We start from the raw sequence: 14853 nt of genomic DNA, 5'->3' as shown, positions 1-14853 counted from the left end.
TATTATTTTTATTTATTTTTACAGCCAAATTTAATCTTAGCATCTTCTGCCATTTTCTTGGATGCGGCAGTTCTATTAGTTGGAAATTCCTTATCACACTTAGCAAGCATATTACATGCTTCCTGAGTTTTTTTTAGTTCGCCTAAGGAAAGTGCTAACTTCAATAAACCATCGGAAGATTTTGCCCCTTTCGGTAACTCTTTATAGCCTTTTAAATAGTTAACCGCTGCCCCGTTATAGTCTTTTTGTTTAAAAAAGCATTCCCCATACCAGAAATAAGCATTACTAATTAGCAAACTGTTAGGATATTTTTGGATAAAATTTTTAAACTTATCTTTTGCTTCAGTAAGTTTATTATCTTTATAAGCAGCAAGAGCCAAATCATAGGCTTGCTTATCAGGAGCTATATCCTTATTAACCTCAATAGGTTTTGTAGGCGCATTATCCGTCATATCTTTAAGCAAAGCTATATCAAAAACATCTTGTTTTGTTGAATCACCGGCTTCTAAAACTTCAGTATTTTCTTCTTGATTTGAAATATTTGAGTTCTGAGTTAGCATATCAATTTTATGCTGTAAAACCTCAACTTTACCGATTAGCCTTCTGATTTCTTGTTCCTGTTCATCTAGTCTATTTTCAAAATCATTATTTGCTACATATTTTAAAGGCTTTCCTTTAATAGTTTCGCTTTCTCCGAAAGAAAACATAGAAAATAAAAAAGTAAATAATAAGACAATCAGTTTCATATATTTTTTAAAAATTTATAATTTTTTTATAATACCGAAATTTTTTTAATATTCCACACAATTTTTTATATTTCAATACTACCGTCATATGTAAACGTTATTGTTATGGTGGTACCTTCATTTATCTTACTTTGCAAATCAAATTTACCGTTCATAAGTTCAACCAGCTTTTTAGTAAGCGGCAACCCAAGACCGGTACCTTCATATTTTCTACTAAGCTCACTATCAATTTGACCGAACGCCGATAAAGTTTTTGGGATATCTTTTTCCTCAATACCGATACCGGTATCTATAACTTTTATATATACTAATTTTGCTAACTCATCTTTTTCAAGTGCAATAGTAACACTTCCTCCGGAATTTGTAAATTTCACGGCATTTGATAAAAGATTTAAGAATACTTGTTTTAGCCTTTTTGGATCAGCCTTTATAACCACATGCTCTTTCGGTAATCTACTAATTAAAGCCACTTCGGCTTGATCGGCACGAGGCTTAACAAGTATCAGCGAAGAACGAATTAATTTATTTAAATCAAGATCTATACTATCTACTTTTAATTTATCGGCAGAAGCTTTAGAAAGATCTAAAATATCATTAATCATACTAAGCAAATGCTTACCGGCATCATTTATATCTTTAATATAATTTTTACTTTTTTCTTCATCTCTTTCCGACATAAGAATTTCCGAAAAGCCTATTATAGCATTAAGCGGTGTACGCAATTCATGACTAATATTCGCAAAAAACTTTGTATTTGAAGAGCTGGTTTTTTCTACTTTTACTATTTGAGCTTTTAAATTTCTATTTATTTCAAGCTGCTCCTCAATGATTTGTCTAGCATAGTTAGTATTACTAATAATTATAGTGCAGAATATTATAAAAATAATGATAAAAGTTATAAAAACCTTTTGCTCAAGAGAGGTTATATTTTGCCACTGGCTGGTAATATTAGTGTTAATCTCAAATACTGCATCTACGGGAAAATCTAAATTATTATTTATAACAGGGATATAGCTAGTAATAAAAGAAGCCTCTTCCACTGTTAAATCACTTTCATTTTCTATTACTACCCTTGGTAATAATATATGACTTGTAATACCTTCAAAAGCATCTCGAAGCGGAGCTTTTGAAGTAAAGGATTTTAAAAAAAATTTATCGATTTTTGCGGTAACTATCTCAACCAAACTATCATCTTTATAATTGTCTACACTATACATATGTAACATATTACTAGTGATGAATTTATTACCTTTGAGATCGTAGAGAGAAATATTAATATTAAGATTGGTGAACCATTGAGCGGTAATCTTTGCAAAATTAATAAAATCTTGATCTTGTAATAGTTTTAAATAATCGAATTTGTGTAATTTACTGATTACGTTCTGATGAGTATTCCAAATATTATCAGTGTAAAGTTCTACAATTTTAGTATGTTCCAAAGCCACTTGTTTTACTATCATTTCTTTTATCATAAAATAACGATAAAACATCATATTTATGACAATATTAAGAAACAATATAATGAATGACAATCTTACTATATACTTATTGTGGTTCATTATAAGACCTAGTAGTTATTTTTAACTCAACTGATGTCATCCCTGCGGAAGGCTTGCTCGCATAACAAATCGTCATTGCGAGTGACTAAAAGGAGCGTGGCAATCTCATAAACCAGGGTGCCTGAGAGATCTCGCGTACGTACAAAACTTACAGTTTTTCCGTAGCTTATGACGAAGAATCTACCCATGCAGCAAAACCGAGAATGATATTATCCTCTCTACTTATCTTCTTGTTTAACTCTCTCTTTTGTTTCCAGCTTCTTATTAAGAATCAACCCTGTAATTACATCATAAGCACGAGCAAATTGATAATCTTTTTTGTATAATTCCGATAATTCATTCTCTTCTTGTTTATTATTTTTGGCTTTTGTTGCTTTTTGGCTATCTTTGTTTTTTTCATTATCATTCTTCAAATAATTTTTTAAAGAACTCTCAGAAAAACGCTTATCTATTTTTTTCACTTCTGGATACTCAACTTTCGCCGGCTCAATTAAAATATCAGGCTCTATTCCTTCTGCTTGAATAGAACGACCGCTTGGGGTGTAATATTTAGATATAGTCAGTTTTACGGCCGCCCTAGAATTGATTTGTGTTAAAGCCTGAACTGATCCTTTACCGAAAGACTTAGTGCCAAGTATTATTGCTCTTTTATGATCTTGCAAAGCTCCGGCAACTATTTCCGAGGCAGAGGCAGAATTACCGTTTATTAAAACTATCATAGGTACTTTGGGAGCTTTTAACGAAAACTCATTTGCTTTAATTTCGCTATTACTTGATGTAGTTCTACCTTTTGTTGTTACAATTACACCGGAATCAATAAAATAATCACTAACAGCAATAGCTTGATCGAGTATACCTCCGGCATTATTACGTAAATCTAGAATTATACCTTTAAGGTCATCTTTACCCTCAGTTTTTAACTTCTTTACTGCTGCCTTCAGCTCAGAAATTGTTGACTCATTAAAAGTAGTTATACGTATATATGCAATATTATTTTTTTCTAAATGTGCTTTTATCGGCTTGATTTTTACTATTTCGCGAGTAAGCTCTAGCTCTTGCGGTTTTGCCTCTTCTTCCTTAATTATCAACAATTTAACCTTAGTACCAGGCGTACCACGCATCTCTTTTATAGCTTTATTAGGACCAAGCGTAGAGACTAACTCGTCATTCACGCCTACTATATAATCCCCACCTTTAAGCCCTGCTTTGAAAGCCGGCAAATCGTCAATAGGCGATATTATCTTAATTGCTCCGCTATCATACATTATTTCAACACCGATTCCGCCGAATTCACCTTTTGTAAAAGTAAAAATATCTTCTAAATCCTCATCGGTATAATAGCTTGAATGGGGATCAAGTGAGTTTAACATACCGTTAATTGCTTCATCTATCATTTTTTGCCTATCGGGCACCTGTACATAAGCCTTTTCGATACGTTCAAATACTTCTTGAAATTGCTTATAAGCTTCCTGATTTGATATTTTATTTTCAGTTTCTTTTTCTCCTTCTGCAAATGCACAAATAGAATTTATAATAAAAAATAGTGTTATAATTAAACGTAATAACATAATACTCCAAATATGTGTGTTTTTTAAGCAAAGCGTCATTGCGAGGAAAATTACGAAGTAATTTGACGAAGCAATCTCAGGATATTTGACGAGATTGCCGAGTCGCCTACGGCTCCTCGCAATAACGATTAAATATCCAACTCACTAATAATTTTATCCATTTTAACTAAAGCCTGTTCATAAATAAATTGAAATCTTTTTTCCGGCTTTTTACCCATTAAATCATCTACTATTTTATCAACATTTTGAACATCTTCTAAAGTTACCTTTAAAAGCGATCTTTTTTCCGGATGCATAGTAGTTTCCTTTAATTGTGCAGGCATCATTTCACCGAGACCTTTAAACCTACCTACTTCAATTTTAGCTTTACTAGCTTTTAATAATTTATCCGTTAACTTAGCTTTTTCCTCTTCATCGCCTGCATAATAAGTTTTATTAGACTGCGTTAAACGATAAAGCGGAGGCTTAGCTAGATATAAATGCCCCTCTTCTACCAATTTCGGCATTCGTAAAAAAAAGAAAGTCATTAATAGCGAAGCTATATGAGCACCGTCAACATCTGCATCAGTCATAATAATTATTTTTTCGTAACGCAGATTTTCTTTTTTATAATTCTTTAAACTACCGCAGGCAAGAGCTATTTCTAAATCTTGTATTGCTTGATTATTAACGATTTTCTCAAGCGTAGAACTCGCAACATTTAGAACTTTACCCCATAGCGGTAATACTGCTTGCGTTTCTCTATTACGTGCTTGTTTTGCAGAGCCTCCTGCCGAATCACCTTCTACAATAAATAATTCCGTCCCTTCAGGTGAAGTGCGTGTGCAATCGGCAAGTTTACCGGGTAAACGTAATTTTTGAGTGGCATTTTTACGGGAAATATTTTTTTCGTTTTTCTTACTGATTCTAAACTCCGCAATGCTAATTACATGCTCCAGTAAATTAGTAGCTAAAGCTTTATCACTACTAAGAAAATGGTCAAAATGATCTTTTATTATATTCTCGACCGGTTTACTTACACCGTTTGATACTAATTTTTCCTTAGTTTGTCCTTGAAAAGACGGCTCAGCTATAAAAATAGAAAGTACGACACTTGTGGTTTCTAAAATATCCTCAATAGTTAGATTAGCAGCTTTTTTATTCCCTATCATTTCACCATATGCTTTAAGCCCACGTAAAATAGCCGACTTAAGTCCTTGCTCATGTGTTCCTCCTTGAGGAGTCGGAACAGTATTACAATATGATTGAACAAATGCCGAGCTATCGTTATTTTGCCAACAAATCGCCCATTCAAGTTTTATCCTGTCCGGCGTAGACTCTATATTACCTGCAAAAATTCCTGGAATAACTAAATTATCTAAAGTTATTTTTGAACTTAAATAATCTTTTAAACCGTTCGGGAAACTTATTAATGCCTTTTTAGGTATATCTGACTGTACTTCTACTTCGCATACCCATTCTATAGTAACACCGCGATATAAATAAGCTTTTGACCTTGCAAGCTCATAAATCTTTTTAGGATTAAAATGTAATTTTTCACTAAAAATTTCCGGATCGGGAGTGAAATGTATTGATGTACCTCTTAGCCTTTTAGATGTTTCTTCACATATTAAATCAGTTAATTTTTCTCCTTTAGAATAACTTTGGCTATATAATTTACCTTGTTTATAAACCTTTATTTCTAAATGTTTAGATAAAGCATTTACTACCGATATTCCAACACCATGCAATCCGCCTGCAGTATGATAAACATTATTTGAGAATTTACCTCCTGAATGAAGAGTAGTTAAAATTACTTCTAAAGCTGATTTGTTAGGAAATTTAGGATGATTATCAATAGGGATACCGCGACCGTTATCAAATATAGTAATACTATGATCATGATGCATTTTTATCGTGATGATACTTGCAAAGCCGGCGACTGCTTCATCCATAGCATTATCCAGCACCTCAGATACTAAATGATGCATAGCATTTGAATCAGTACCCCCGATATACATCCCCGGTCTTTTACGAACAGGCTCAAGCCCCTCTAATACTTCAATATCTTTTGCACTATAGTTATTATCGACTAGCTTATTTTTCTTTTCTTTGTTAAAGCTGAATAAATCGCTCATATATTAGAGATTTAATTAATTATTGTCTCTCCTAAATTAAACTATTTAACATAGAAAAGCAATTAAGCTTTAAAGAAATTGTTTGAAAATTCTACGTAATTGCGAGGTAAAACTGTAAGTTTTGACGAAGCAATCTCAGGATTTTATACTATTTTTGAGATTGCCACGCTCCTTACAGTCGCTTGCAATGACGATAAAAATAATCTTATCAATATCCCTTAGCTTTGATTAACATACAAGTTATGTTAGCGTTTCCTTGAGCTAATGCAATATCTAATGGATATTGGCACTCATCATTTAGAGTAGAAATGTTAATACCTCGTATGACCAAAAATTTTGCTAAATAGTAATTATCGTTATAAATAGCAGCAGTTAGTAATGTCTCACCGCTTCTACCTTTTTCTTGCAATATAGGATAAACGTCAAGTAACGCACGCAACCCAAAAAGATTGTTTCTATCCACTGCTCTAAAAGCATTCTCTACTGCACTACAATAAGATAGATTGGCATAAATATCTTTCTTTTTATTTATATTATTATCATATTTAATAAAACTCTCTACAACTTTTCTTCTTTCGGCACTTGCTATCCATTCTGCTTTCTTTTGGAACAGCTCTATATATGCATACATATCCATCTGCTCTAAAGTCGCCTGCTCTGTTAGTTTACCAAGCACTATATCATCATCAGGTAAAAGTAACATTTGTGTTTCATCTTTAACAAATGTTGTTACCAACTCCGATGTGTCATTATTTACGTTATTATCTTGTTTTTGAATCGTGACATTTGGAGAGCTTGCCGGAGGTGATTTCTCTTGATTATTTGTAGTTTGATTATTATTAATTTGTAAAGGCTGAAGTTGATTCAGCTTCACTACAACAACGGGTATAAGCGGCGTATTCCAATCTTGTTTTTTTGGGACATCTGAAACAGCTACAAATGTCTCTTGCGAGTTATTGAGTTCTGCTGAAGAATCGGTTGTAGGAATTACTTTAGACGGAGTAGTAACGGGTGTATTTGGGCTAGTCGGTGTTATAGGCTGTGTAGAAGGTTGATTTGTAGGCATTACCGAAGGTGCAGGTACATTACTAGGTACTACCGGAGTTACTGTTGTCGGCATAGTACTTGATGTATTATCTTGGGTTACCGGCGGGCTAACCACAGGCGGAGAAACAGCAGGTATATTAGTTATAGAGGGCGGTGCTATCGGTGCTACGCTTTCTTCCTCTTTATTAGCATCAGGAGGGGGATTAAGCGGAATAGGCTTATGCACAGGCGGCAAATTGGTTGGTGTATATATTTGCACCGGTCGCTGCGGAGGCACTACATAACTTCCTGCTTGAGCCGGAGGCATAGATACTATCGGTCTCGGTACGTTAGGAATTATAATATTAGAAGCTAAATTTGTATCATTATGCTCATTAGAAGCAACTTGTGCTTCATGCATTTCATTACTTGTAACACTAGGTAACGTTGCACTACCAATATCTATAAAAGGTTCAGATGCCTCGGCTTCATTAGATTCCTGAATGTCATGAGAAGCTAAATTTACACTACTTTCATGACTGGGATTTGTATGAACGTTATCACTTGTAGCACTAGGCAATGCTGTATTACCGACATCTATAAACGGCTTAGCTTGTTCATTGTCATTAGGCTCTTGGGAAGCTAGCTTTGGTTCTTCTTGATGGGCTGCTTTAGTTTGTTCATTTGCTTGTTTAGGGGGTATATCTTTCTTTTTTGGTTTACTAAAAAATTGTTTAAATTTATCAAAAAAAGAAATATCGGCACTAGAGCGAACATCCTTATCTTTAGTATCTACTTCGGCAGCCGGTAATGATGGCGGTAAGGGCGGAGGTGAAGCATAACTTTGAACTATCACTAATAATAGATTTATAAAAAATAATATCTTACATAATTTATTTAACATATAATTCCTTATTAAATCATTTATTTGATAGCAAGAGGTTGTTCGATGTCATTCCTGCGAAAGCAGGCATCCAGGGTAAAGCGAGATAAATCGAGCTTTTAATATTCAAACTTACTGTGTATATACCTTTTAATTGTTGGATTCCCGCTTCCGTGGGAATGACATAAACAAGCCATACACCTCCCCCGCTTTTAGCTAGCAATGACATGCACTCCCCTACCTCTTACTATTCTGCACCAATTTCTTTATCTCAATCTCTACTAACTCTTTAACAAGTACAGGTAGATTTTTATCAAGCCAAGCTTTAAGTTCTGGTTTTAACATCTCAACGACTAATTCTTCAAGTGCATTTTTAGATGAGATATTATGATCCAGCTTTTTATCTTTAATAGTATCAGTAAAATTTTTAAAAATATCACCTACCTCTTCAGCAGATTTCGTTGATATTAACTTTTCTTCTTCATCTTGATTTACTATTTCCGTTAGCTCTAATACATCTTCATCTTCGTTATCATTTTCATGAATAGGATTTTTACGCTCGTTTATTACTCCTTTAATCGCTTTTAATATGTCTTCTATCGACATATCTTGGTTCTTTTTATTGTCCTTACTCACGTTAGAAACCTATAAACATTTTCTTTTTAATAGTCTTAAACTCTTCTTCAGGACTAAAATATTTTACTTTAAGTTTTAAACTTTGAGCCGTTAGCTCGCCGGTTAACAATTTCATTTGATATGCCGCAAGTACTGAAGATTTATACGCATCCACACGAGTTATTTTTGCTTCGTATAATTTTTCTTCGGCAGTTAAAACATCTAATATTGTTTTAGATCCGACTATTTCCTCTTGCACAGTACCGTCATATGATATTTGAGCAGCATCCACTCCTTGATTAGCGGCAACAATACGAGATTTTGCTGCTTCAAATCCCTCCCACACGCTTACAACCCCTGCTTGGGTCTGCTTTATCACATTATCAAGCTGAACTGCACTATTTCTTGTTTGATTTTTAGCCGATCTGATTCTTGAATATTGAGCTCCTCCCTCAGGATAAATAGGGATATTTACCGAAAGAGTAGTAGTATAGCTTCTATTATTTATAGCATTTACATTTCTAGCATTTATATCACCTTGTGGATTGTAGTATGTTCTACCGGATTGCAGTTGCACACTTACTTGCGGTAATAATTTCCCTTTTTCTGCCATTTCTAAAGCTTTAGCCGCAGTTACATTATGCCTTGCCGAATCAATATCAGGATTGAGTTTAGCAGCTCTTCCAGTTAACTCATCTAATGAAGCAGGTAACATTTTAGGTAACTCAGGCATAGTTATATTAGTCGGCTCTATTCCAAATACTCTAATAAAATTTGCTTTTTTTCCTTGAAAATCGGCATAAGCAGCTAGTTTATTCGTTTCTGCTGCTGCAAGCCCCGCTCTTGCGGTTGCTATATCTACTTCCGTTGCTTCTCCAAGTCTTAATTTTTCCTCAACGGTGTTAACTTGTTGTATGTTAGTGCGAACTCTACTTTCGGAAATATCATATTTCGCTTTGCTCTCAAAACAATCAAGATACGCAGTTATTAAATTTAATAATATTTTTTGTTCACCGGCATAATATGCACCCCGTGCAGCTCTAAATCCTGCTTGAGCAGCTTTAAGAGCCGCAACACTAGAACCACCATTAAATAGAGACTGTTGAATTGTTAATGCACCTTGATCACTATCTGTTTCCCTTGGAGTAAGACCAAGCCTATCAGCATATTTTTTATTATATTTAGTCTTATTATGTTGTCTATTAATCTGTAATCCGGCACTAGGCATAAACCCCGAAAAAGCTCGCGGAAACTGCTCAATCGAGTCTAAAAACTTAATTCTAGCAGCTTTCAGCTCCTCATTATTCTTATATCCTTCAGTTAAAGCTCCCTGCAAATCAACTGCTGCAACCGAACTAGTTAGTAATAATGTAACAATAAATGTAATTAATTTACGCATAAATTTCTTGAATAATTGATAATATATTAGTTAGATTAGTTTAATCTTTCAAGAATATACCTATATCCTAATCAAACAATATAAATCTATTGTAGCAATGTTAGCACGTAATATAACAAAAATTAATCTCAAGGGCAATGATAACTATTTTACATTTTATTTTACGGTTATAAAGCTTTAAGATTAATTAATATTTGATAACAAAATAAAATTTTATGTCTATATATTGATTTTTCTAGTTTCAGTGGATTAAATAAAGAATAACAAAGACTTTTAATACAATTAAAAGGTTTTACCAAATCTTTGAAAATGAATGTAAAAGATTTAGAAGATCTTATTTTATATTTTACAAAATTCTTTAATGAATTATCTCACACTGAAAATATCGATGTAGCGAAAATAGAAAAACTTTTTAATAGGACAATCCAAGAATCTATAACTACTTTATCTGAAGCGCTTGAGAAAGCATATCAAGAACAGTTAAAAAACAAAAGATATCTTTTTATTTGACAGGATTATTGTAGAAAAATGTTTAAATGTTTTAGAACATATTTTATTTCAGCAAGAATGAGATAAACTCTATCCTGGAGCTTCTAAAAAAATTATAGAATCATTAGACAATATATTAGTCGGGGTTATATCGACTCAAATACCGATGCTTGGAATATTTATACAAACAAGAGAAATACTTGAAAAAGTAAATAATCTTATTGACTCTGAAAAAATTATTGCCAAAAATAACAAAATTGCATAATGATATAAAAGAAATAAGGACAGAAGCTAAATCTCATGAGAAGCTTCAAAACATCTATGAAAAAGCCAAAAAAGTTGCTACAATTTCAGAAATATTAAAAGAACCGACTCGAAAAATTATTGAAATAGCAAATAAAAACCCTAATAACCAAGCTTCACTAGAGAATATTGTAAAAGCTACTAAAGCTATACCAAAAAGCAAAGATGAAGTAGAAGAAAAAATAACAGAACTAAAAAGTAATATTGAAAGTGCAATTCCACAAGATACAAATATTGACAAATTAAACGCTGTAAAGAATACTATTTCTGGTAATCTAAATGAAGCTAAAACAGAATTATTACAAGTATTACATCCGGAAGCTTCTTGTAGCGAAAAGATAGAATCCTTATGTAAAGCAGCAGAAAAAGCTATAAAAATTGCAAGCGACATAAAAAAATAGTAGGAGTAATACCAGGAAGTCAAGAACTCGGAAATGTTATAAGTCTCACAATAAAAACTAACTTATTACCGCCTCCGGTCTTAGCAATTGCAAAGCTAACTCCTGATATAGCTAACTTAGTTAATATAGGTAAAGCAGTGGTTACTATACTTTCTAAAACACACAACTTAACTCAACAACAAGGAAGAGCAAAATAGTGTCTAATTCTAATACTCATATTTTAATTGCCATAGGTTGCTTATTAGCATTATTATTAATATTTTTAATGTATAAGAAAATAGCAGCACGTAAAAACAATATATTACCTGCTGCAGGAGGTAATATTGATGATTCGCCAAATGTGGCACTTAATAGTCAAACACCAGAAAATAAAAAGCTGACATTACAAGAAAGAATAGAACTATCTTGGAAATTTCTTTATAACATCACGGAAGTTATTTTAAATAAATTCTCTAAAGAAGATGTTATTCAAGTGAATAAATGCGGTCAAGTTTTATTTGAAAATGGCGTTAGATATGAACATGTAGTCGATCTTGCAATTCCTCAAGTTAAGTCTCATACTCAAACAGTTGAACAAGAACAATCTAAAGGGAAAAAAGCCTTAGGGGTATAACTCTTTTCTTTGAAAAGTAGTATTTTATACTTTTCTTTAAAGCATGTTTAAAATCAATTATGTTTTTTATCCTTTACTTATATACTAATATAACTATTTAGGCGTTTATTCCTAAATAGTAATTTTTTAGGAATAAACTCCAATTAAGTGAGATTATAAAAGGCAGCACTCTTAGCTAAATAGGTAAATTTTATTTAAACTATGTCTAATATATATCTTGTTACTATATCGTTTAATAAAAGTAAGCAATTCTTATTATTGGCATTTACTTTGTAGTTTTATCGGTTCTTTATACCAAAACGGTAATATATTAAATAATGGAGAATTTTTAGTCTTACAAAAAATAAATTGGTTTTTTATGCAGTAATTCCTAATAAAGATGCTTTGCATGCTTCACATTTAAGCTATCATGCATTGAAAGATAAAGATGAATTAGAGCAATTGGGCGTAATAATTAGTTATAAAATAACAGCAGACTATGTTAGTGCAACACCTATTGATATCGAAAAAAATATTGAAAATGCAAAATTTCTCTATTTATATCCTATTTCATGGTCAAAAGCTTATGAAGAGCAGCTTATATTACGTACAGATGAGGGGAGATAGCTACCTTTATATATAATAAATGATAAAGACCGATATCTCGGAGGAACAATTACTTCTTGGCAAAATGATTATGCAGCGGCTTACAGCTTATGGCTTTCAAGCTATAAACATTAGAACCTTTAATGCAAAAACAATTAGCAGAATTAGATAGTGATATTTCTATAAAAGGAAGAAAAATGAGTAAGCGAATACAAAAATGTTTAAAAAAGAAAGTTTTTTATCCTATAGCAGCACCGGTATCAAGAAACTCCTATGCACGTTCTAATTATTCAAATTGTCCATCTTGTAAAAAAGATTGGCAATTCAAAACAACATTTCATGAAATATTTGATTATAAATGTAATAAATGCCTTTTATTAGGTTAGGAACTTCATAGTTAGCTTTTTGTTGCCTAGAGATACCTTACATATTCTTAATATAACGCCGGTTTACACAAATCCGTTAACTTGATGCTCCCAGAGTTCCTTAAAAGTGCCGTCTTCTACGATCTTGCCTTTATCCATAACAATAATTCTATCCATATGCTTGATAGTAGATAATCTGTGGGCTATAGCAATTATTGTGACATTCTCAATATCAAGCATGGTATTAATAGATTTTTGTACTTATTGCTCTGTATGGCTATCAAGGCTTGAAGTTGCTTCATCTAAAACCAAAATCGGAGCGTTTTTAAGAATAGCACAGACAATTGCTATACGTTGCCTCTGTCCACCACTTAGCTTTACTCCTCTCTCACCGACAATGGTGTTATATTTTTCCGGTAAACTTTCGATAAATTCATAAATATTTGCAGCTTTGGCGGCATTTTCTATTTCCTAAAGGCTTGGGTTATCGATTATAATATCGCAAATTCCGGCTTAAAATTTTTCAATAATAATGCAATGAAAGTGGATTGACCGCTACCTGAATTCCCGACAATACCCACTTTCTCACCGGCTTTAATATACAAATTAAGAGACTGGAATACACTACTCCCCTCTTTATAAGCAAACGATATATCCTTAAATATAATCTCCCCTTTGAAGATTTTTAATTCAGCAGCATTTTTTATCTATAGTATCTTGTGGGATTTGCATGATTGTAAAGGCGGAGCGAAACGCTGCTATATCGTCTAAAAAGTCTTTAAGTTCCATAGTGGCATGCCACGAATTTTCAGTAACTAAAAAAGTAAGGGACATAATAAAAGCAATATCGCCGATACTAATTTCACCAAGATTACGTTAAATGAATTACATACACAAATACACCTATATACCCAATATACTAAACTGAGTATTATACAAATAATTAAATCATATTTGTAATATTTTTGTTAGAGGATGTACATTATGGTAATAATCATTTACTTTATTTAATTCTCGCTGCTTTGCTGCAAACGAAAAAATAGTAAAGATGTTTATAATACAATCAGCTACCAAGAATCTTGCTTATCTTGTTCCATTGTAGCAAGTTTAGTAAAAAACTGTAAAGCAAGCGGTAAGTCAATAGCCATAAAGGTACTAATGACAACAAATACTTTAATATTAGTAAGACCCAGTGCAATACCGGAAAGCAAGGTAATGAATAACGGTTTGCTTAATTGATACTCGATTGCTTGGTGCATTTTATAATAATTATCACCTATGCCCCGTACTCTTCCAACGATAGAACCGGAAAGGTTATTTTGAAAATAAGTATACGGCAAATTAAAACAGTGATTACATATTTTATGCATCATGCCTTGAAAGATATGAGCACGCCAAGCACCATCAAGTATAGCTTGTGCTGCTACAAACCATATTATCGGTTTATAACTTTGAGCAAATATAATCTTTTCATTTTGGGTAAATAAATCAAGCAAAAGCTTTACGGCATAATTATATATAATAGGATGAAAGCCGCTTGCAATAGGCCCAAGCATCATAACAAAATACCAATATTTATACGGCTTTATAACAGACCATAAAAAAGAAACAGAATATTGATTTTCATAAGTTGAGAAATGTATGTTATTCTGAGATAAAAGCGGCCTTATTACATGGCCCGTTTCATATCATACCTGCGTGCCCTTGTTGCATGACTCTTATGTCATTCCCGCAAAAGCGGGAATCCAGTACTTTAAAGCTTTATTTGAAAACTAAAATTTATAAAAAAATCTTGGTCTAAAAGATTTGTTTAGAAAGCTCGCTTTACCCTAAATTCCCGCCTTCGCGGGAATGACATCGATCCTTAAGTTGTCACCCATGTGCGATCAACGGAATGACATTATTGTAGATAATCTATTAATATATTAGTATCAAAGGTAGCTTTCATTCGTTCCACTCATTACATAATTTAGCCTTATATTCTTTTTATCTTTCCAGAGTTCAAAAGCGTTTTCAAATGCCTTATTATTGTGATCATTACTAGCAATGTAACTAGTTAAAGCTTGCCCAATAATTTTATCTCTTGATATTTTTTTCTTGGATAATTTATCTAGAATTTTAATTTGCGAATCAGCTATATTAATAATAGTTCTCACATAATCTCCTTAGAATTTTTTCCTAATT

At 32.6% G+C, this 14853-nt stretch carries 17 protein-coding genes and 1 pseudogene; 5 read left to right on the top strand and 13 right to left on the bottom strand.

The window, feature by feature from the left end; all coding sequences use genetic code 11:
* Nucleotides 1–8 precede the first annotated feature (8 nt).
* The 8 genes from ybgF to ACHBLB_RS04055 form a co-directional block, all read right to left on the bottom strand.
* Nucleotides 9–746: a tol-pal system protein YbgF gene (ybgF, locus tag ACHBLB_RS04090; protein WP_475840772.1), complete on the bottom strand. Its 738-nt coding sequence runs from the start codon at nt 744–746 to the stop codon at nt 9–11.
* A gap of 65 nt (nt 747–811) precedes the next feature.
* The gene (locus ACHBLB_RS04085; protein WP_475840770.1) at nt 812–2305 is read right to left on the bottom strand and encodes a sensor histidine kinase; all 1494 of its coding nucleotides are present in this window, start codon (nt 2303–2305) and stop codon (nt 812–814) included.
* Between the two features lie 218 nt (nt 2306–2523).
* Nucleotides 2524–3873 carry a S41 family peptidase gene (locus ACHBLB_RS04080; RefSeq protein ID WP_475840768.1) on the bottom strand — a complete coding sequence of 450 codons (1350 nt, stop codon included), beginning with the start codon at nt 3871–3873 and terminating at the stop codon, nt 2524–2526.
* A 128-nt stretch (nt 3874–4001) separates the two neighbouring features.
* Nucleotides 4002–5990 carry a DNA topoisomerase IV subunit B gene (gene parE, locus ACHBLB_RS04075; protein ID WP_475840766.1) on the bottom strand — a complete coding sequence of 663 codons (1989 nt, stop codon included), beginning with the start codon at nt 5988–5990 and terminating at the stop codon, nt 4002–4004.
* 208 nt (nt 5991–6198) lie between these two features.
* Nucleotides 6199–7920: an ankyrin repeat domain-containing protein gene (locus tag ACHBLB_RS04070; protein ID WP_475840764.1), complete on the bottom strand. Its 1722-nt coding sequence runs from the start codon at nt 7918–7920 to the stop codon at nt 6199–6201.
* A gap of 16 nt (nt 7921–7936) precedes the next feature.
* Nucleotides 7937–8128, bottom strand: coding sequence for a hypothetical protein (locus ACHBLB_RS04065; RefSeq protein ID WP_475840762.1), 192 nt, complete (start codon nt 8126–8128; stop codon nt 7937–7939).
* Nucleotides 8129–8136: 8 nt separating this feature from the next.
* The gene (locus ACHBLB_RS04060; protein ID WP_475840760.1) at nt 8137–8535 is read right to left on the bottom strand and encodes a DUF2497 domain-containing protein; all 399 of its coding nucleotides are present in this window, start codon (nt 8533–8535) and stop codon (nt 8137–8139) included.
* 1 nt (nt 8536) lies between these two features.
* Nucleotides 8537–9913 (bottom strand): TolC family protein, encoded by a 1377-nt coding sequence (locus tag ACHBLB_RS04055; RefSeq protein ID WP_016917019.1) that lies wholly within the window; start codon nt 9911–9913, stop codon nt 8537–8539.
* A 309-nt stretch (nt 9914–10222) separates the two neighbouring features.
* Here ACHBLB_RS04055 and ACHBLB_RS04050 point away from each other — a divergent pair, with 309 nt between their 5' ends.
* The 5 genes from ACHBLB_RS04050 (at nt 10223) to ACHBLB_RS04030 (ending at nt 12690) form a co-directional block, all read left to right on the top strand.
* The gene (locus ACHBLB_RS04050; RefSeq protein ID WP_032849764.1) at nt 10223–10423 is read left to right on the top strand and encodes a hypothetical protein; all 201 of its coding nucleotides are present in this window, start codon (nt 10223–10225) and stop codon (nt 10421–10423) included.
* A 200-nt stretch (nt 10424–10623) separates the two neighbouring features.
* Nucleotides 10624–11106 (top strand): hypothetical protein, encoded by a 483-nt coding sequence (locus ACHBLB_RS04045; RefSeq protein WP_475840758.1) that lies wholly within the window; start codon nt 10624–10626, stop codon nt 11104–11106.
* A 196-nt stretch (nt 11107–11302) separates the two neighbouring features.
* Nucleotides 11303–11719 (top strand): DUF2660 domain-containing protein, encoded by a 417-nt coding sequence (locus ACHBLB_RS04040; protein ID WP_475840756.1) that lies wholly within the window; start codon nt 11303–11305, stop codon nt 11717–11719.
* A gap of 348 nt (nt 11720–12067) precedes the next feature.
* Nucleotides 12068–12325, top strand: a complete 258-nt coding sequence (locus ACHBLB_RS04035) for a hypothetical protein (protein WP_475840754.1) — start codon at nt 12068–12070, stop codon at nt 12323–12325.
* Between the two features lie 122 nt (nt 12326–12447).
* A complete protein-coding gene (locus ACHBLB_RS04030) occupies nt 12448–12690 on the top strand; it encodes a DUF2310 family Zn-ribbon-containing protein (protein ID WP_475840752.1) in 243 nt (80 codons plus the stop codon).
* 63 nt (nt 12691–12753) lie between these two features.
* On the opposite strand, the gene ACHBLB_RS04025 is transcribed toward ACHBLB_RS04030, so the two are convergent.
* The 5 genes and pseudogenes from ACHBLB_RS04025 to ACHBLB_RS04005 form a co-directional block, all read right to left on the bottom strand.
* Nucleotides 12754–12909, bottom strand: a complete 156-nt coding sequence (locus tag ACHBLB_RS04025; RefSeq protein ID WP_004996407.1) for a hypothetical protein — start codon at nt 12907–12909, stop codon at nt 12754–12756.
* A 21-nt stretch (nt 12910–12930) separates the two neighbouring features.
* Nucleotides 12931–13068, bottom strand: coding sequence for an ATP-binding cassette domain-containing protein (locus tag ACHBLB_RS04020; RefSeq protein ID WP_475842733.1), 138 nt, complete (start codon nt 13066–13068; stop codon nt 12931–12933).
* 92 nt (nt 13069–13160) lie between these two features.
* Nucleotides 13161–13250, bottom strand: a complete 90-nt coding sequence (locus ACHBLB_RS04015) for a hypothetical protein (protein ID WP_475842731.1) — start codon at nt 13248–13250, stop codon at nt 13161–13163.
* 486 nt (nt 13251–13736) lie between these two features.
* On the bottom strand, nt 13737–14228 hold the full coding sequence (locus tag ACHBLB_RS04010; RefSeq protein ID WP_475840750.1) for a multidrug ABC transporter ATPase: 492 nt from the start codon (nt 14226–14228) through the stop codon (nt 13737–13739).
* Nucleotides 14229–14613: 385 nt separating this feature from the next.
* Nucleotides 14614–14825, bottom strand: a pseudogene (locus ACHBLB_RS04005) (hypothetical protein).
* Nucleotides 14826–14853: the final 28 nt, after the last annotated feature.

It is taken from the genome of Rickettsia lanei (assembly GCF_056242675.1).
Note: the sequence above shows the minus strand (reverse complement) of the source record. Positions and strands in the feature narration are given on the sequence as shown.

What these genes read in the sequence shown, in the direction of transcription:
- ACHBLB_RS04070 (WP_475840764.1), bottom strand. Translation starts at nt 7,920, where the DNA reads ATGTTAAATAAATTATGTAAGATATTATTTTTTATAAATCTATTATTA.
- ACHBLB_RS04055 (WP_016917019.1), bottom strand. Translation starts at nt 9,913, where the DNA reads ATGCGTAAATTAATTACATTTATTGTTACATTATTACTAACTAGTTCG.
- ACHBLB_RS04065 (WP_475840762.1), bottom strand. Translation starts at nt 8,128, where the DNA reads ATGTCATTGCTAGCTAAAAGCGGGGGAGGTGTATGGCTTGTTTATGTC.
- ACHBLB_RS04080 (WP_475840768.1), bottom strand. Translation starts at nt 3,873, where the DNA reads ATGTTATTACGTTTAATTATAACACTATTTTTTATTATAAATTCTATT.
- ACHBLB_RS04025 (WP_004996407.1), bottom strand. Translation starts at nt 12,909, where the DNA reads ATGCTTGATATTGAGAATGTCACAATAATTGCTATAGCCCACAGATTA.
- ACHBLB_RS04050 (WP_032849764.1), top strand. Translation starts at nt 10,223, where the DNA reads ATGAATGTAAAAGATTTAGAAGATCTTATTTTATATTTTACAAAATTC.
- ACHBLB_RS04085 (WP_475840770.1), bottom strand. Translation starts at nt 2,305, where the DNA reads ATGAACCACAATAAGTATATAGTAAGATTGTCATTCATTATATTGTTT.
- ybgF (WP_475840772.1), bottom strand. Translation starts at nt 746, where the DNA reads ATGAAACTGATTGTCTTATTATTTACTTTTTTATTTTCTATGTTTTCT.
- ACHBLB_RS04010 (WP_475840750.1), bottom strand. Translation starts at nt 14,228, where the DNA reads ATGATGCTTGGGCCTATTGCAAGCGGCTTTCATCCTATTATATATAAT.
- parE (WP_475840766.1), bottom strand. Translation starts at nt 5,990, where the DNA reads ATGAGCGATTTATTCAGCTTTAACAAAGAAAAGAAAAATAAGCTAGTC.
- ACHBLB_RS04030 (WP_475840752.1), top strand. Translation starts at nt 12,448, where the DNA reads ATGCAAAAACAATTAGCAGAATTAGATAGTGATATTTCTATAAAAGGA.